The organism is Thalassotalea litorea (genome assembly GCF_043642205.1).
Taxonomy (GTDB): Bacteria; Pseudomonadota; Gammaproteobacteria; order Enterobacterales; family Alteromonadaceae; genus Thalassotalea_A; species Thalassotalea_A litorea.
In genome coordinates, this window is sequence record NZ_JBHZSG010000005.1 from 1 (window position 1) to 16,711 (window position 16,711).

Sequence of the window (16,711 nt, forward strand, 5' to 3'; positions counted from 1 at the left end):
TATCAATAAAATCTATGTGGTAACTGAACCTCTGCCCTAACTCTGAGTTGTGCACAAACTTAATGTGATTGGTATAACAGGTTAGGTAAAGGATAAGGTGACGGGAGCGCCGATCAATCGCAAGATAGTTTTATATCGGAGGTTGGGATACTACAACAGAGCAGAATTTCTCCGTCGCGAATAAACGCCAGAGGTTCACCATTGGTGTATTCTATTGTTCCCTGGTGTAAATCAACGCGACAGGCTCCGCAAAACCCGTCGCGACAGTGATAATGGGCATCAATATTATGGTGTTCAAAAAACTCCAACAAGCTAGTGTGCGACTGATTATCGAAATCGCTGTCGATTACCTGGTCATTAACACAAACTTTATGTCCCATTTTGGCAGTAATTTATAAATCGAAGTCTTCGAAGTCACTGCTATCAACAGCGCTGTCGGTTTGACCGACTAAGTACGAAGAGATTTCGGTTTCCTGCGGCGCGACCTGAACATTATCGCTGGACAGGTAGGCGTTGATCCACGGTAGTGGGTTAGACTTAATCGCAAATTGTGGTTCATAGCCGATGGCGGATAAACGTTGATTCGATAAGTACTCAATGTATTGCTTCAGGATTTCAGCATTCAGACCGATCATAGAGCCATCTTTAAACAGGTAATCCGCCCATTCTTTTTCCTGCTCGATCACGTCTAAAAATAACTGCAGACCTTCATCATGAAACTCTTTGCTAATCTCAGCCATTTCCGGATCATCTTTACCCGATGCCCATAGATTTAAAATATGTTGAGTCGCGGTTAAGTGTACGGCTTCATCACGAGCAATCAGCTTAATAATTTTGGCATTGCCTTCAAGCAATTCACGTTCGGCAAATGCAAATGAGCAGGCAAAAGACACGTAAAAACGAATGGCCTCCAAGGCATTGGTGGAACATACCGAAAAATACAGGGCCTTTTTGATTTCGCGCTGGTTTACAACAACCTGTTCGCCTTCGATATCATAGGTACCTTCACCTTGTGACTGATATAGCTGAGATAGCAATATCAACCGGTCAAAGTACTGAGAAATGGCGCTGGCACGGTTAAGAATATTTTCGTTGATAACAATATCATCAAACACTTCACTCGGATCGGTGAACAGATTACGCAAAATATGTGTATATGAACGCGAATGAATTGTTTCGTAAAAGCCCCAGGTCTCAATCCAGGTTTCTAACTCGGGTATCGAAACCAGCGGCAATAAACAAACGTTGACGCTACGCGCTGCGATTGAATCTAAAAGCGTTTGATATTTCAAATTAGAGATAAAGATATGGCGCTCAGAATTAGTCAGCGACTGCCAGTCGGCGCGATCTTTGGAAATATCCACTTCTTCAGGTCGCCAGAAGAAGGAAAGTTGTTTCTCAATCAGTTTCTCAAAAATAGGATGTTTTTGTTGATCATATCGGGAAACATTGACTGTGTTACCCATGAACATCGGCTCGAGTAATGGATCATTTTTTACTCGGTTAAACGTTGAATACGTCATGTTTGCTCCTGCAGCTCCGGTCATTGGAACTGGCTAAAAATTCGGTAAATTAAAACGAAAGAAACCTCAGCGACTTAAAGGGGAAAGTGCACTGGGGTCTCTGTAATGTTTATTCGGTCAATCGACCGAACGCTTATATCTTACAAGCGCCGCCGGCACAGCCATCATCTTCCATATCACCCATGCTGTCATCAGCACCATCGCGAGTGTTGTGGTAGTACATGGTTTTAACCCCTAATTTGTATGCTAACAGCAAATCTTTAAGGATTTGTTTTACCGGCACTTTGCCATTTTCGAATTTCGACGGGTCGTAATTGGTATTGGCAGATATCGTCTGGTCGACAAATTTTTGCATGATACCAACCAGTTCAAGATAACCTTCATTGCTCGGGATATTCCAAAGCAGCTCATAATTGTCTTTTAGACGTTCATATTCAGGAACAACCTGTTTTAACACGCCGTCTTTACTGGCTTTTACGCTAATAAGGCCGCGCGGAGGTTCAATGCCATTAGTCGCATTGGAAATCTGTGAAGACGTCTCAGACGGCATCAACGCGGAAACGGTAGAGTTACGTACACCGTGTTGTTTGATGCTTTCGCGTAAGCCTTCCCAATCCAAATGTAATGGTTCGCTGGTGACCTTGTCGATTTCGCGTTTATAGGTATCGATTGGCAGGATACCTTGTGATAAACGGGTTTCGTTAAATTTCGGGCACGCGCCTTGCTCTTTTGCCAGCTGGTTTGATGCTTTCAACAAGTAATATTGAATCGCTTCAAACGTACGGTGGGTCAGATTGTTGGCACTACCATTAGAATAATAAACGCCATTTTTGGCAAGGTAGTATGCGTAATTAATAACACCTATACCGAGTGTACGACGTCCCATCGTGGCCGACAGTGCAGCCGGTACCGGGTAATCCTGATAATCAAGCAAGCTGTCCAGGGCACGTACCGCCAGGTCAGCAAGACCGTCTAACTCATCCAGACTGTCAATCTTACCTAGATTGAACGCAGAAAGGGTACACAGAGCGATTTCACCATTAGGATCGTTGACATCTTCAAACGGTTTGGTCGGCAATGCAATTTCTAAACACAGATTCGATTGACGAACCGGTGCAACGCTTGGGTCGAACGGACTGTGAGTATTACAATGGTCGACATTTTGCAGATAAATTCGACCTGTGCTGGCACGCTCTTGGGCAAACAAGGTAAACAACTCAATCGCTTTTACGCGCTTTTTACGAATCGACGCATCGGCTTCGTACTGCACGTAAAGTTGCTCAAATTTATCCTGATCTTCAAAGAACGCATCATACAAGCCAGGTACATCAGACGGGCTGAACAAGGTGATATAGTCACCTTTAATCAAACGCTGGTACATCAGCTTATTAAATTGCACACCATAATCTAGGTGACGGACACGGTTTTCTTCAACACCACGGTTGTTTTTAAGCACCAGCAGGCTTTCAACTTCTAAATGCCATAGTGGGTAAAACAAGGTAGCAGCACCACCACGAACACCACCTTGAGAACAGCTTTTTACTGCTGTCTGAAAATGCTTATAAAATGGGATACAACCTGTATGGAATGCTTCGCCGTTGCGAATCGAGCTTCCTAGAGCACGAATACGACCCGCATTTATGCCGATACCTGCACGTTGCGATACGTATTTAACAATTGCGCTAGTTGAGGCGTTGATCGAATCCAGGCTATCTCCAGTCTCTATCAAAACACAAGATGAGAACTGGCGAGTTGGTGTGCGTACTCCGGCCATAATTGGCGTTGGCAAGGAAATCTTGAACATCGAAATCGCATCGTAGAAACCCTTGACATAATCCAATCGATTTTCTTTTGGATACTTGGCAAAAAGACACGCGGCAACGAGGACATATAAAAACTGGGCACTTTCATAAATTTCACCGTTGACACGGTTTTGCACCAGATACTTACCTTCGAGTTGCTTTACGGCCGCGTAGCTGAACGTTTTGTCACGTTCGTGATCGATAAACGCATCCATCGTAGCAAATTCTTCAGCACTGTAATCTTCAATCAGATGCTTATCATATTTGCCCGTTTCTACCAGCTTTAATACGTGTTCGTGCAGCGCCGGTGGCTCATATTTGCCATAGGCTTTTTTACGCAGATGAAAAATCGCTAATCGAGCCGCCAGATATTGATAGTCTGGCGCTTCTTCACTGATTAAATCGGCGGCTGCTTTGATGATGGTTTCATGTATATCTTCCGTTTTAATGCCATCATAAAATTGAATGTGTGATTTTAGCTCTACTTGAGACACAGAAACTGATTCTAGTCCCTCAGCTGCCCAGTCAATGACTTTATGGATCTTGTCTAAATCGATGGGTTCTTTTTGCCCGTTCCGTTTGGTTACAAAGAGGTTGCTGTTCATGAAAAACCTGTAATTAATGTTTTATATTTATTTTTTTATTTTTATTGATAATCACCAATAAAATTTGATGATTCGTTAAAACCAAGTCAACTTGCCAATAGTGGCTGTTGAAAATAAATGCACAATATCTAGGGGGTATTACAAGATATAGTCACAAGATAATGAGGTTTGGCGGTTAATGCAACCCCTGAGATCTGGCATTTATTTACGATGAATTTAGTTAGTGAATTTAGGTTAGTGGTAACTAACTTACTAGCACCTGTGAAAAACATACTAAGTAAAATGCAAGCGTTATTTATTAAAATTAAATTATTTTACTGCGACCATAGATTATTTTTTTTTGTTCATTGCTACTATTAATTGACTTTAAAAATCCCTATTTAAAACAGTAAATTAAGCTCTTGGGTATTGTTTGTTCAATTCGTCTAAAATGTAAGCTCTAACAGTGCTCCAGGCGCATCAAGTAAAAACCTGGCACCCCAGTTTTTAATGTTTGCATCTGGATTGATGTAGCCCCATGAAGCGATAGCGGTGTGCATATTAGCCGCATTGCCAGCGTCAATGTCACGCTGGGCGTCGCCGACATACAAAATATTGTGGCCCTGGCTGATGTTTAAGGCATCTCTGGCATAGTGCATTGGTGCCGGATGAGGCTTTTTAAACGCTAAGGTATCGCCGCAAACCAGTGCTTTTGCACCGTTGAGCAGGGGAAGCTTTTCCAATAACGGCAGCGTTAAACAGGTGGGCTTGTTGGTAATACCAATCACATTAAATTATTGCTCACTCAGTGAGAATTTAAAGGCTTTTAGGCGAGGCTGATCTTTGGAAGTTGATATTGGTCCAGCAACCGGTTTAACGTTGCGTGCAGATCCGCCGCTGTGTCAACCAGAGTACCGTCTAAATCAAACAGTACGCCTTTTCCTTGCCATTGTCTCATGATGAAACCCGTCGATTCTGAGTGCTGATTGGTATGATGGTTCATACGATAGAGGAAGCAAAAACTATCAACAGACACCGAGATTTATGCACTGCTTGTTTATTCAACCGGCTTTTCGAATGCCAGCAAGTAATTCACATCCAGTCCCGGAGCCAGTTTATGGTTTTCATTGATGGGGTTGTAATGAATGCCTGTGGCATCGATACAGCGAAGACCTGCCGCCTCCGCCCAGCCAATCAGTTGCGAAGGGCGAATAAATTTATTCCAGTCGTGGGTGCCGTCAGGGACAAGCTTCAGTAACTTTTCCGCAGCGACAATCGCTAACAAATAGGATTTGGTTGTTTTATTCAGGGTTGAGAAAAATGCTTTTCCGCCAGGTTTTAGCATCGCCGCACAGGCCGTTACAATGGACTGGGGATCCGGTACATGCTCGAGCATTTCCATACAGGTAACCAAATCAAAATGCTCGGGTACAAGCTTAGCTTTCTCTTCAACCGGGATTTTTTCATAATCTACGTCAATACCGGCTTCCAAGGCATGCAACCTAGCAATATTTAAAGGTTCTTCTCCTAAGTCAATGCCGGTAACACTTGCCCCAATGCGTGCCATGCTTTCCGCCAGAATACCGCCGCCACAACCTACATCTATGGTGGTTAAATCGAACAGCGAACCGCAATGGGATTGAATAAAACTCAGCCGTAATGGGTTAATCTGATGCAAGGGTTTAAAATCACCCTCGGTATCCCACCATTGGCTGGCGACTTTTTCAAACTTTGCGATTTCTTGCGGGTTGACGTTTACGTCTTGGCTCATAATTTGCGAATCCGACTGGGGTTAATCTGGTTGGCTTAGATAAAACAGCCAGTTAAGTTATCAACACGTATGATGGCGAACAATGCACGAAAAACTATTCGTTAATGCGATCGCCGATTTTATTTAGTATTTTCACCTCACCACGACAAACCGCAATAATGGATTTATCACGTTTGAATTCATCATCAATGATCACCCGGCCTTGCTCCGCTTTGGGAAATTGCCCGACCTGATAATTAAATTCCAGAGAGTGAATGTCATAATAAAGTACCGTCACTGTCGTCAAAGGGGTATCGTTGCTGCTCATAGCTAAATTGGCTGATCCTGAATCTTTGCAAGCGCAGCCCGGTACAAGAGAAAAATCAATCAATAACTCGACCGACCTTATTGTAAGGCTGAACATTATTTTTGTGCTGGACCCATTATATATCTAACCCTAGTAGGTATGTAAACCGCGATATGTGATTTGTGTTGTGTCGCAAAGGAATTTTAATTCACAGTAAATTTACCTTCAGGTGTAATTAATGCTACTAATTTTCCGGGAAGTTTGTTAACGTCAGAAGCTTAATAAAGCCGTGCAGAACATTCGCGTTTTATGCTAGTATTCTGCACCAATAAAAAATAGATAAAGCAACTTGCTGATTTAGGGAAAGCATCATTTTATGACCGATCTGGCAAAAGAAATCATTCCAGTTAACATCGAAGACGAATTGAAAACGTCTTACCTGGATTATGCGATGAGTGTAATCGTAGGACGGGCCCTACCCGATGTACGTGATGGTCTGAAACCTGTTCATCGCCGTGTGTTGTATGCAATGCACGATTTGGGTAACGATTGGAATAAGGGCTATAAGAAATCGGCCCGTGTCGTTGGTGACGTAATCGGTAAATATCACCCTCATGGTGATACAGCTGTTTATGACACCATTGTTCGTATGGCGCAACCATTCTCCTTACGCTACATGCTTGTAGATGGACAGGGTAACTTTGGTTCTGTCGACGGTGATTCCGCGGCAGCCATGCGTTATACCGAAATCCGCATGCAGAAAATTTCCCATGCATTACTCGCGGATCTAGAAAAAGAAACGGTTGATTTTGTTCCCAACTATGATGGTCAGGAACAGATGCCGGCTGTTATGCCTACCCGGGTACCAAACCTGTTAGTAAACGGTTCTTCGGGTATCGCGGTTGGTATGGCAACCAATATCCCGCCTCATAACCTAACCGAAGTTGTCAATGGCTGTATCGCCATGATTGATAATTCGGATATCACCATTGAAGAATTGTTTGAATATATTCCTGGTCCGGATTTTCCAACGGCAGGTATTATCAGTGGTAAAGCAGGGATCCAGGAAGCTTATCGCACTGGCCGTGGTAAGTTAAATATTCGTGCTCGAGCCGAGATAGAAGTCGACGACAAGACAGGTAAAGAAACCATTGTCGTCCATGAACTTCCTTATCAGGTTAACAAAGCTCGCCTGATTGAAAAAATGGCCGAGTTGGTTAAAGAAAAACGTCTTGAAGGTATTTCAGCCCTGCGCGATGAGTCTGATAAAGACGGTATGCGCATGGTTATTGAGGTTAAGCGCGGCGAAGTTGGGGAAGTGGTTCTAAATAACCTTTATAAACTGACCCAGATGCAGGTTTCTTTTGGTATGAACATGGTTGCGTTGACGGATGGTCAACCAAAACTGTTTAATCTGAAAGAAATGCTGGAAGCGTTTATTCTCCATCGCCGGGAAGTGGTTACTCGTCGTACCATCTTTGAATTACGCAAAGCGCGCGAGCGTGCACATATTCTTGAAGGTTTAGCGGTAGCACTTAGCAATATCGACCCTATCATCGAGTTAATCAAAAACTCACCAACACCTGCACAAGCCAAAGAAGGTTTGGTCAGCAATGGTTGGAATCTGGGTAATGTGTCGGAAATGCTGGAGCGTGCTGGTAATGATGCAGCGCGTCCGGAATGGCTGGAACCTGAATTTGGTATTCGTGACGGAAAGTACTACTTAACCGTACAACAGGCGCAAGCCATTCTTGATTTACGTCTGCACAAATTAACTGGTTTAGAACATGAAAAAATTCTAAACGAGTACAAAGAGTTATTAGACTTTATCGCGGAATTGCTACATATTCTTGGCAGCCCTGAGCGCTTGATGGAAGTGATTCGTGAAGAATTAGAAGCCATTCGTGAAGAATTTGGTGATGAACGTCGTACTGAAATCTCACTCGCTTCTCATGATTTGTCACTTGAAGACTTGATCAATGAAGAAGATGTTGTTGTTACCTTATCGCACGAAGGCTATGTGAAATATCAGCCGTTGTCTGAATATGAGTCTCAGCGTCGGGGTGGTAAAGGTAAAGCCGCAACCAAGATGAAAGAAGAAGACTTCATTGAACGTTTGTTGGTCGCTAATACCCATGACACTATCTTGTGTTTCTCGAACCGCGGTCGTATGTACTGGCTGAAAGTGTATCAATTACCTCTGGCGACACGTACTGCCCGAGGACGTCCAATTGTTAACTTATTGCCACTAGAAAGCGATGAGCGTATCACCGCCATTTTACCGGTTCGTGAATACGAAGAAGATAAATTTATCTTCATGGCAACGGCATCTGGTACGGTTAAGAAAACACCATTGACGGCATATTCTCGTCCACGTGCAAACGGTATTATCGCGTTAAATCTGCGTGATGACGATACCTTAATTGGTGTTGATATTACCAATGGTGACAGCGAAATCATGTTGTTCTCCGATGAAGGCAAAGTGGTTCGTTTCCATGAGCAAGGGGTACGTACTGTAGGTCGAACGGCTACCGGTGTTCGCGGCATGAAGCTTGATGAAGCGCAAAAAGTTGTGTCGTTAATTGTGCCGAAAAACCAGGGACCGATTTTAACGGTTACGGAAAATGGTTACGGTAAACGTACTGAACTTGAGGAATACCCAGCGAAAAGTCGTGCAACCAAAGGGGTTGTGTCGATTAAAGTCAGCGATCGTAATGGTTCAGTGGTTGGTGCGGTTCAGGTAGAAGACGCCGATGAAATCATGTTGATTACCGACAATGGTACACTGGTTCGTACCCGTGTTAATGAAGTCAGCATTATTGGCCGCAACACCCAAGGGGTTCGGTTGATAAGAACGGCCGACGACGAACACGTTGTAGGTTTGCAACGCATTGATGAAATCGAAGAAGAGCCTGAGGTAGATGAGGCGGACGTTGATGGTGAGGAGCAAACTACAGACAGCTCTGAACCTGCGCAAGACGCAGCGCCTGAGGCGGATGACGAGTAAAGTTTTTTACACGACATAATAAATGGGCGGTTTTTACCGCTCATTTTTTTTCTGGTCAGGACTCGTTCCTGACTGTTGGTTTTAGCCGCTGCCATATTTAAGGCAAGGTTTCACGATTAGTTAATCTGTAAAAGTTGTTTTTGATGAAAGAGATTTATAATTTTTGTGCCGGTCCTGCAATGTTACCTAAACCGGTAATGGCTCTAGCTCAGGCAGAGTTTTTAAACTGGAATCATACTGGTTGTTCGGTCATGGAGTTAAGCCATCGGGGCCCTGAGTTTATGGCATTGGCGGCAAAAGCCGAGCAAGATCTTCGGGACATTTTAGATATTCCGGATAACTATAAGGTGCTGTTTTGTCACGGCGGTGGGCGAGGGCAATTTTCAGCCGTACCACAAAATTTGCTGACCAAAACAGGCAAGGCGGATTATATCGTCACCGGCTCCTGGTCGAAAAGCGCTGTTTCTGAGGCAAAAAAGTACGGCGACATTCACGTATTAGAACCGGTTGTTGAGATCCAGGGTGAAAAACAGGTGCTGCCGTCGTCACAATGGGATTTGTCCACGGATGCTGATTACGTGCATTATTGCCCGAATGAAACCGTCGATGGTATCGAAATATTTGAGCTACCAGATACCGGCGAAGTGCCTTTGGTTGCAGATATGTCGTCGACGATCTTATCAAGACCCATCGATGTCAGTAAGTTTGGATTGATTTATGCGGGTGCACAGAAGAACATCGGCCCTTCGGGATTGACAATTGTTATTGTCCGCGAAGACTTATTGGGCAGAGCGATGCCTACGGTGCCCGAGATTTTTAACTATCAGACACTGGCAAATAATGACTCGATGTTCAATACGCCGCCAACGTATGCCTGGTATCTGGCAAGTTTGGTATTTAGCTGGCTTAAAGAACTTGGCGGTTTAACGGCTATGGAAGCGCGCAACCGCAATAAAGCTAATCGCTTGTATGATTACATTGAGCAAAGCGACTTTTATACCAGTAAAATCGCGACCGCAAATCGCAGCACCATGAATGTACCATTTTACTTACGAGATGAGAGCCTGAATACGGCGTTTTTGCAGCAGGCAAAAGCGGCCGGGCTGTTGGCATTAAAAGGGCATCGTTCGGTAGGCGGTATGCGAGCAAGCATATACAATGCCATGCCGATAGAGGGGGTTGATGCCTTGATTGAATTTATGCAACTTTTTGCCGAGCAGCATCATCGTTAATACCAGATATTAAATTAATAAAAATTACTAAACCGAAGTAAAAAAGGAAGTACCCATGACCCAGTCATCTTCAACTCTGATTTTCAATGCTAAGCCTGCCGGACCGGTCAATGGCGATATTACCATTCCCGGTGATAAGTCCGTTTCTCATCGTTCGATTATGTTTGCCTCATTGGCGGAAGGTACAAGTCATATCCGTGGCTTTTTACCGGGTCAGGATTGCCTGGCGACAATGAATGCGTTTAAGGCGATGGGTGTGGATATTCAAGGTCCGGATAAAGATAACAACGTTGTTGTTCACGGTGTCGGTATGCATGGTTTGAAAGCGCCGAAGCAAGCGATGGATGTTGGTAACTCAGGGACTTCGATTCGACTGTTATCCGGGATACTGGCGGGGCAGGCATTTGCCAGTGAAATGATTGGTGATGAGTCATTGAATAAACGTCCGATGATGCGGGTCGTCAATCCTTTGCAGCAAATGGGCGCGAATATCAGTGCTACCGATGATGGCACACCACCGCTAAAAGTTGCTGGCAACAGTCAATTAACTGCCATTGATTATCCATTGCCTATGGCTTCTGCTCAGGTTAAATCTTGTGTACTACTTGCTGGTATGTATGCGCAAGGTACAACCGTTGTTACGGAACCTGGCATAACCCGAGATCATACAGAGCGCATGCTGAATGCGTTCGGTTATCCGGTGAACGTAGACGGCAATAAGGTGTCTATCGAGGGTGGTGGCAAACTCACCGCCTGTGATATCACCGTACCTGGCGATATTTCTTCGGCCACCTTTTTTATTATTGCAGGGTTGATCGCCAAACAGGGCACACTAACGTTACGCAATGTTGGTATGAACCCAACGCGTATTGGTGTGTTAAACATCGTTCGTAAAATGGGCGCCAATATTGAAGTGGTTAATGCCCGTAAGGCTGGCGATGAGCCAGTTGCGGACTTGATTGTTCATGCCAGTGAGCTTAAGGGCTGCGACATTGATGATGCTGACGTCCCTCTTGCTATTGATGAATTCCCGGCTATATTTATTGCCGCCGCCTGTGCCAAAGGCGTGACTCGTTTAAGAAATGCCGAAGAATTACGGGTAAAAGAAAGTGATCGCATCCAGGCAATGGCCGATGGCCTTGAGATCCTGGGTATTGAATGTACCGTGTATGAGGACGGCATTGATATCACTGGCGGTAAGTTAACCACGGGAACGGTTGATAGCCAGCACGATCATCGAATTGCGATGGCTTTTGCTATCAGTTCGCTACGCTCTAGTGGTACAATCCGCATATTGGACTGCGATAACGTAGCCACTTCATTTCCTGTTTTTGTCGAACTTGCTAATGAAGTGGGTCTAAATATTACTCAGGAATTAGTAAATGAATGAACAAATCCCTTTAATCACCATTGATGGTCCCAGCGGCGCTGGGAAGGGTACCGTTGCCAGGATTGTGGCGGAACAACTAGGATGGAATCTGCTTGATAGTGGGGCAATTTATCGCGTTTTGGCGGTTGCCACCAATCACCATAATATTGATATTGAAAGTGAGGAAGCGTTGATTCCTCTGGCATCGCATCTGGATGTGGAATTTGATATTCAGGAAAAAGGCGAGTCCCGGGTTTTACTTGAAGGCGAAGATGTGACTAATGTTATTCGCACCGAAGAAGTCGGGGCGATAGCATCAAAAGTTGCCGCATTTCCACGGGTACGCGAGGCATTATTAAGGCGCCAACGGGCGTTTAAACAAATGCCAGGTCTGCTGGCTGATGGGCGTGACATGGGAACCGTAGTGTTCCCGGATGCGCCAGTTAAAGTATTTTTAACAGCAAGCCCGGAAGAACGTGCTAAACGCCGTATGCTTCAGTTGCAAGATAAGGGCATTGATGTTAACATCGGGCGCCTTTTGGCGGACATCAAACAGCGAGATGAGCGTGATCAGAATCGTTCAGTGGCGCCGTTGTTGCCTGCAGAAGGTGCGTTGTTGGTTGATTCTACTGAGCTGAGCGTGCCTCAGGTCGTAGAAAAAATACTGGCATTTGCTAATGAAAAATTATCGGAATTTTTTTAATTCCAAAGTAGTTTACTGCAAGGAAGATAGTGAACTTTTTTAACAACCCCACAATACATGTACGTTGAGTGGATTAATAACTGAGTTAACTTACAAGTTATGACTGAAAATTTTGCACAGCTTTTTGAAGAAAGCTTAAAAGAAATCGAAACACGTCCTGGTTCCATCATCAAAGGTACCGTTGTTGCAATTAACAAAGACAACGTTCTTGTTGACGCTGGCCTTAAATCTGAGAGTGTTATCTCTCTTGATCAGTTCAAGAACACTTCTGGTGAAGTTGAAATCAACGTTGGCGATTCAGTTGACGTAGCGCTTGACGCTACTGATGACGGTTTCGGTGAAACTATCCTTTCTCGTGAAAAAGCTAAGCGCTTCGAAGCTTGGCAGTTCCTTGAGAAGGCTTACGAAGAAAAAGAAACTGTTATCGGTGTTATCAACGGTAAAGTTAAAGGCGGCTTCACAGTTGAAGTTAGCAACATTCGTGCTTTCTTACCAGGTTCTCTAGTTGACGTACGTCCAGTACGTGACACTGCTCACTTGGAAGGCAAAGATCTAGAATTCAAAGTTATTAAGCTTGATCAAAAGCGTAATAACGTTGTTGTATCTCGTCGTGCTGTTATCGAATCTGAAAGCAGTGTTGAACGTGATCAACTACTTGAGTCTCTTCAAGAAGGCCAAGAAGTTAAAGGTATCGTTAAGAACCTTACTGACTACGGTGCATTCGTTGATCTTGGCGGCATCGATGGTCTACTACACATTACTGATATGGCTTGGAAGCGTGTTAAGCACCCAAGTGAAATCGTTAATGTTGGTGATGAAATCCCAGTTAAAGTTCTTAAGTTCGACCGCGAGCGTACCCGTGTATCACTAGGTATGAAGCAGTTGGGTGAAGATCCATGGGCAGCAATTGCTAACCGTTTCCCTGAAGGTTCTAAACTAACAGGTCGTGTCACTAACCTAACTGACTACGGTTGTTTCGTTGAAATCCAGGAAGGCGTTGAAGGTCTAGTTCACGTTTCTGAAATGGATTGGACTAACAAAAACATCCACCCATCTAAAGTTGTTAACTTGGGTGATGAAGTTGAAGTTATGGTTCTTGAAATTGACGAAGAGCGTCGTCGTATTTCTCTTGGTCTTAAGCAATGTATCCCGAACCCATGGGAAGAGTTCGCTAAGAACTTCAACAAGGGTGATAAAGTTAGCGGTAAGATCAAGTCAATCACTGACTTTGGTATCTTTATCGGTCTTGACGGTGGTATCGACGGTCTTGTTCACTTATCTGACATTTCTTGGAATGGCGGTGAAGAAGTTGTTCGTGAATACAAGAAAGGCGATGAGATCTCAGCTGTTGTCCTACAGGTTGATCCAGAGCGTGAGCGTATCTCTTTAGGCGTTAAGCAAACTGAAGATGATCCGTTCAATATGTATCTGACAGACAACAAAAAAGGTGCTATTGTTACTGGTACTGTAGCTGAAGTTGACGCTAAGGGTGCTAAGGTAACTCTTATCGAAGGCGTTGAAGGTTACATCCGTGTATCTGACATCTCTCGTGAGCGCGTTGAAGATGCATCAACTGAATTATCTGTTGGTGACAGCGTTGAAGCTAAGTTCGTCGGTGTTGACCGTAAGAACCGCGTTATCAGCCTATCTATCAAAGCGAAAGACCAGGCTGACGAACGTTCAGCTATGGAAAACTTGAACCAGGCAGAAGACACTGGTTTGAGTGCGATGGCAGAAGCATTTAAAAACGCTAAAGGCTAATTTAGCCCTAAGGTGAGGAGATATTCATTTATCTCCTCTATCTCTAATCCATCGGCTAGCGCCAAAATGAACTGGAGGTCAAATGACCAAGTCAGAACTCATTGAGAAGTTAATTGATAAGATGGATCACTTGTCAGCTAAGGATGTAGAATCAGCCACCAAGGAAATTCTGGAAATGATGGCGGAAACCCTCGAAAGCGGTGACCGTATTGAAATTCGTGGATTTGGCAGTTTTTCATTACATTATCGCGCACCACGGGTTGGACGCAATCCCAAAACTGGGGAATCTGTTGACCTAACGGGTAAATACGTTCCACACTTTAAACCGGGAAAAGAGTTGAGAGAAAGAGTAAATCTTTCATTAGCTTAATTGCAGAATACATCAGAAAAAGGCATGCTATATAGCATGCCTTTTTTTTCAGATACGAGTATCCAATGAGATTATTTATTTCGGTTGTATTTCTTTTTATACTACTGGCCATTGCCTTTGTCTTTGGCTCTCAAAATGAGCAACTTATTGAACTGAATTATATTGTTGCTAAGGCTGAAATCAGCGTTTCTCAGGCCGTTAGTCTGTTTACCTTTATCGGCTTTTTGATAGGGGTTTTGATATCTACGCTGTTTTCCTTTAAGCGTCGTTTTATGCGCAAGAAATCAGATTAACTTAAATCCCCCATAAGAAATAATCGCTATGTTTGAACTGCTATTTTTATTACTTCCTGTTGCCGTAGGTTACGGCTGGTTTATGGGAAGAAATAGCATCAAGCAAAAGGATCAAAGCGAAAAAGATTCTTTATCTGCCAAATATTCCACCGGATTGAATTATCTGTTGTCCAATCAACAGGATAAGGCAATCGATTATCTGCTTGAAGCACTCAAACATGAAGACGATACGGTTGAAGCCCATTTTGCTATGGCTAATTTATTTCGACGCCGTGGTGAGCTCGACAGAGCGCTTAAAGTGCATGAATATCTGGTGCGCCAATCGGTATTGTCTGACAAAGAAAAACAGCAAGCGGCATTTGAATTAGGCCGCGACTTTCATAGCGCAGGGCTTTTTGACCGTGCAGAAAAAATGTTTCTAAAGCTTATCAAAACACCCACCTATGGCATTAAGGCGCTTTCTTACCTGTTACAAATCTACTTATCTACCAAAGATTGGCAAAAAGGCATTAAGCTGGAAAAAACAATACGTAAAACAAAAGATAAAAAACTCAACCATTCCCTGGCAAATTTTTATTGTGAGCTTGCTGAACAGGCCATGCAGGATGACGAATATATTAAAGAGCTGGAATTGCTTGAACATGCTTTGCTGTTAAATCCCAATTCTAGCCGCGCCAAAGTTACGATGGCCAAAGTCTATGAAAACTCAGATCAATACAATGAAGCCTGTCGTTGTTACCAAGAAATATTTTTGCAAGATCAGGAGTTTTTTCCTGATGTAATTGATAAAATGCGCGACTGCTATTTACGAAGCGATCACAAGGACGAATTTTACCCATTTATCAAAGATGTATTTGAGAAAACGGGAAGTAGTACCGCTCTGATCACTTACTTAGGGCATATACAACAAAGTCATTCGCCCGAGAAAGCGGTAGAGTATTTATTATCGGCCTTGCATCGTCGTCCTACCATCCGTGGCTTTCAACATTTCGTAAAAATGCAGATTAATGAAGAGAATTCGCAAACTCAGCGAGAATCTCTGGATGTGATCAAAGAATTGGTTACAGCGTATTTAAAGTTGCGCCCCAGGTATAGTTGCCGAAATTGCGGCTTCAACAGTACTGTTCACTATTGGTCTTGCCCATCCTGTCATGATTGGGAACAAATCAAACCCGTAAGAGGTTTGGAAGGAGAGTAAATTTATGTCATTTGATCCTAAGGTCGTCGTTGCCCTGGATTTTGCAAGCAAAGCGGAAGCCTTGTCCTTTGTTGATAAAATTGAACCTGCAGATTGTCGGCTCAAGGTCGGTAAAGAAATGTTTACCCACTTCGGACCAGAATTTGTTAAAGCGTTAACACACCGTGGTTACGATGTGTTTTTAGATCTTAAGTTTCATGATATTCCAAATACTGTAGCCAAAGCCGTTGCCGCTGCCGCTGATCTCGGGGTATGGATGGTAAATGTCCATGCCAGTGGTGGCAGTGCAATGATGAAGCGGGCGAAACAGGAACTTGAACGTTACGGTGATAAAGCGCCGTTATTGATTGCTGTAACGGTACTGACCAGCATGGGCTCTGCCGATCTACGAGAACTTGGCATCGAATTGACTCCGGAGCAACAGGTTCTTGCACTCGCTAAATTAGCGCAAACATCAGGTCTTGACGGGGTAGTGTGCTCGGCTCAGGAAGCTCAGCTATTAAAACAAACCTTAGGTGAAACATTTAAATTAATAACACCGGGGATCCGACCTGAAGGTGCTAGTATCGATGATCAAAAGCGCATTATGACGCCTCCACAAGCGATTTCGGTGGGTGTGGATTATTTAGTGATTGGACGTCCAATTACCAAAGCCGAAGACCCTGCAGCGGTTCTTAAAAGCATTAATGCGTCACTCATGTCATAAATAGCTGCATACCTTAACCAACATCTAAAGCCACTTTATCGGTGGCTTTTTTATTGCCTGGCAAAAAATTCTGGTATTTTTCCTAAGCTTAAAATGCCCACACGGG

General features: G+C 43.8%; 16 protein-coding genes. 9 read left to right on the plus strand and 7 right to left on the minus strand.

Annotation, left to right across the window (positions count from 1 at the left end; genetic code table 11):
• Positions 1 to 113: 113 nt before the first annotated feature.
• The 7 genes from yfaE to ACHUFQ_RS03810 all read right to left on the minus strand — a co-directional run bounded on the left by yfaE (position 114) and on the right by ACHUFQ_RS03810 (position 5,987).
• Positions 114 to 380, minus strand: coding sequence for a class I ribonucleotide reductase maintenance protein YfaE (gene yfaE / locus ACHUFQ_RS03780; protein WP_394173119.1), 267 nt, complete (start codon positions 378 to 380; stop codon positions 114 to 116).
• A 12-nt stretch (positions 381 to 392) separates the two neighbouring features.
• Positions 393 to 1,523 (minus strand): class Ia ribonucleoside-diphosphate reductase subunit beta, encoded by a 1,131-nt coding sequence (nrdB, locus tag ACHUFQ_RS03785; RefSeq protein WP_394173121.1) that lies wholly within the window; start codon positions 1,521 to 1,523, stop codon positions 393 to 395.
• Positions 1,524 to 1,656: 133 nt separating this feature from the next.
• A complete protein-coding gene (gene nrdA, locus ACHUFQ_RS03790) occupies positions 1,657 to 3,930 on the minus strand; it encodes a class 1a ribonucleoside-diphosphate reductase subunit alpha (protein WP_394173122.1) in 2,274 nt (757 codons plus the stop codon).
• Between the two features lie 425 nt (positions 3,931 to 4,355).
• Complete coding sequence (locus tag ACHUFQ_RS03795) at positions 4,356 to 4,697, minus strand: HAD family hydrolase (RefSeq protein WP_394173124.1); 342 nt, start codon at positions 4,695 to 4,697, stop codon at positions 4,356 to 4,358.
• 38 nt (positions 4,698 to 4,735) lie between these two features.
• Complete coding sequence (locus tag ACHUFQ_RS03800) at positions 4,736 to 4,867, minus strand: HAD family hydrolase (RefSeq protein ID WP_394173126.1); 132 nt, start codon at positions 4,865 to 4,867, stop codon at positions 4,736 to 4,738.
• 99 nt (positions 4,868 to 4,966) lie between these two features.
• On the minus strand, positions 4,967 to 5,680 hold the full coding sequence (ubiG, locus tag ACHUFQ_RS03805) for a bifunctional 2-polyprenyl-6-hydroxyphenol methylase/3-demethylubiquinol 3-O-methyltransferase UbiG (RefSeq protein ID WP_394173128.1): 714 nt from the start codon (positions 5,678 to 5,680) through the stop codon (positions 4,967 to 4,969).
• 94 nt (positions 5,681 to 5,774) lie between these two features.
• Positions 5,775 to 5,987 carry a TIGR02922 family protein gene (locus tag ACHUFQ_RS03810; protein ID WP_394173130.1) on the minus strand — a complete coding sequence of 71 codons (213 nt, stop codon included), beginning with the start codon at positions 5,985 to 5,987 and terminating at the stop codon, positions 5,775 to 5,777.
• Between the two features lie 355 nt (positions 5,988 to 6,342).
• Here ACHUFQ_RS03810 and gyrA point away from each other — a divergent pair, with 355 nt between their 5' ends.
• The 9 genes from gyrA to pyrF all read left to right on the plus strand — a co-directional run bounded on the left by gyrA (position 6,343) and on the right by pyrF (position 16,605).
• Entirely contained in the window at positions 6,343 to 8,973 is a 2,631-nt protein-coding gene (gene gyrA / locus ACHUFQ_RS03815; RefSeq protein WP_394173132.1) for a DNA topoisomerase (ATP-hydrolyzing) subunit A, read from the plus strand.
• 143 nt (positions 8,974 to 9,116) lie between these two features.
• The gene (serC, locus tag ACHUFQ_RS03820; protein ID WP_394173134.1) at positions 9,117 to 10,205 is read left to right on the plus strand and encodes a 3-phosphoserine/phosphohydroxythreonine transaminase; all 1,089 of its coding nucleotides are present in this window, start codon (positions 9,117 to 9,119) and stop codon (positions 10,203 to 10,205) included.
• A 55-nt stretch (positions 10,206 to 10,260) separates the two neighbouring features.
• Entirely contained in the window at positions 10,261 to 11,595 is a 1,335-nt protein-coding gene (gene aroA, locus ACHUFQ_RS03825; RefSeq protein WP_394173136.1) for a 3-phosphoshikimate 1-carboxyvinyltransferase, read from the plus strand.
• Positions 11,588 to 12,277, plus strand: coding sequence for a (d)CMP kinase (gene cmk / locus ACHUFQ_RS03830; protein ID WP_394173138.1), 690 nt, complete (start codon positions 11,588 to 11,590; stop codon positions 12,275 to 12,277). Before aroA ends, cmk begins: the two co-directional genes overlap by 8 nt.
• Before the next feature lie 99 nt (positions 12,278 to 12,376).
• Positions 12,377 to 14,038 (plus strand): 30S ribosomal protein S1, encoded by a 1,662-nt coding sequence (rpsA, locus tag ACHUFQ_RS03835; protein WP_394173140.1) that lies wholly within the window; start codon positions 12,377 to 12,379, stop codon positions 14,036 to 14,038.
• A gap of 82 nt (positions 14,039 to 14,120) precedes the next feature.
• Positions 14,121 to 14,408, plus strand: coding sequence for an integration host factor subunit beta (ihfB, locus tag ACHUFQ_RS03840; RefSeq protein WP_394173142.1), 288 nt, complete (start codon positions 14,121 to 14,123; stop codon positions 14,406 to 14,408).
• 65 nt (positions 14,409 to 14,473) lie between these two features.
• Positions 14,474 to 14,701 (plus strand): lipopolysaccharide assembly protein LapA domain-containing protein, encoded by a 228-nt coding sequence (locus tag ACHUFQ_RS03845; protein ID WP_394173144.1) that lies wholly within the window; start codon positions 14,474 to 14,476, stop codon positions 14,699 to 14,701.
• A gap of 28 nt (positions 14,702 to 14,729) precedes the next feature.
• The gene (gene lapB / locus ACHUFQ_RS03850) at positions 14,730 to 15,899 is read left to right on the plus strand and encodes a lipopolysaccharide assembly protein LapB (RefSeq protein WP_394173146.1); all 1,170 of its coding nucleotides are present in this window, start codon (positions 14,730 to 14,732) and stop codon (positions 15,897 to 15,899) included.
• Positions 15,900 to 15,903: 4 nt separating this feature from the next.
• Entirely contained in the window at positions 15,904 to 16,605 is a 702-nt protein-coding gene (gene pyrF, locus ACHUFQ_RS03855; RefSeq protein ID WP_394173148.1) for an orotidine-5'-phosphate decarboxylase, read from the plus strand.
• The last annotated feature ends 106 nt before the right edge of the window (positions 16,606 to 16,711 follow it).

What these genes read in the sequence shown, in the direction of transcription:
- ihfB (WP_394173142.1), top strand. Translation starts at nt 14,121, where the DNA reads ATGACCAAGTCAGAACTCATTGAGAAGTTAATTGATAAGATGGATCAC.
- nrdB (WP_394173121.1), bottom strand. Translation starts at nt 1,523, where the DNA reads ATGACGTATTCAACGTTTAACCGAGTAAAAAATGATCCATTACTCGAG.
- rpsA (WP_394173140.1), top strand. Translation starts at nt 12,377, where the DNA reads ATGACTGAAAATTTTGCACAGCTTTTTGAAGAAAGCTTAAAAGAAATC.
- ubiG (WP_394173128.1), bottom strand. Translation starts at nt 5,680, where the DNA reads ATGAGCCAAGACGTAAACGTCAACCCGCAAGAAATCGCAAAGTTTGAA.
- gyrA (WP_394173132.1), top strand. Translation starts at nt 6,343, where the DNA reads ATGACCGATCTGGCAAAAGAAATCATTCCAGTTAACATCGAAGACGAA.
- ACHUFQ_RS03800 (WP_394173126.1), bottom strand. Translation starts at nt 4,867, where the DNA reads ATGAGACAATGGCAAGGAAAAGGCGTACTGTTTGATTTAGACGGTACT.
- lapB (WP_394173146.1), top strand. Translation starts at nt 14,730, where the DNA reads ATGTTTGAACTGCTATTTTTATTACTTCCTGTTGCCGTAGGTTACGGC.
- nrdA (WP_394173122.1), bottom strand. Translation starts at nt 3,930, where the DNA reads ATGAACAGCAACCTCTTTGTAACCAAACGGAACGGGCAAAAAGAACCC.
- pyrF (WP_394173148.1), top strand. Translation starts at nt 15,904, where the DNA reads ATGTCATTTGATCCTAAGGTCGTCGTTGCCCTGGATTTTGCAAGCAAA.
- serC (WP_394173134.1), top strand. Translation starts at nt 9,117, where the DNA reads ATGAAAGAGATTTATAATTTTTGTGCCGGTCCTGCAATGTTACCTAAA.
- ACHUFQ_RS03810 (WP_394173130.1), bottom strand. Translation starts at nt 5,987, where the DNA reads ATGAGCAGCAACGATACCCCTTTGACGACAGTGACGGTACTTTATTAT.
- cmk (WP_394173138.1), top strand. Translation starts at nt 11,588, where the DNA reads ATGAATGAACAAATCCCTTTAATCACCATTGATGGTCCCAGCGGCGCT.
- aroA (WP_394173136.1), top strand. Translation starts at nt 10,261, where the DNA reads ATGACCCAGTCATCTTCAACTCTGATTTTCAATGCTAAGCCTGCCGGA.
- yfaE (WP_394173119.1), bottom strand. Translation starts at nt 380, where the DNA reads ATGGGACATAAAGTTTGTGTTAATGACCAGGTAATCGACAGCGATTTC.
- ACHUFQ_RS03845 (WP_394173144.1), top strand. Translation starts at nt 14,474, where the DNA reads ATGAGATTATTTATTTCGGTTGTATTTCTTTTTATACTACTGGCCATT.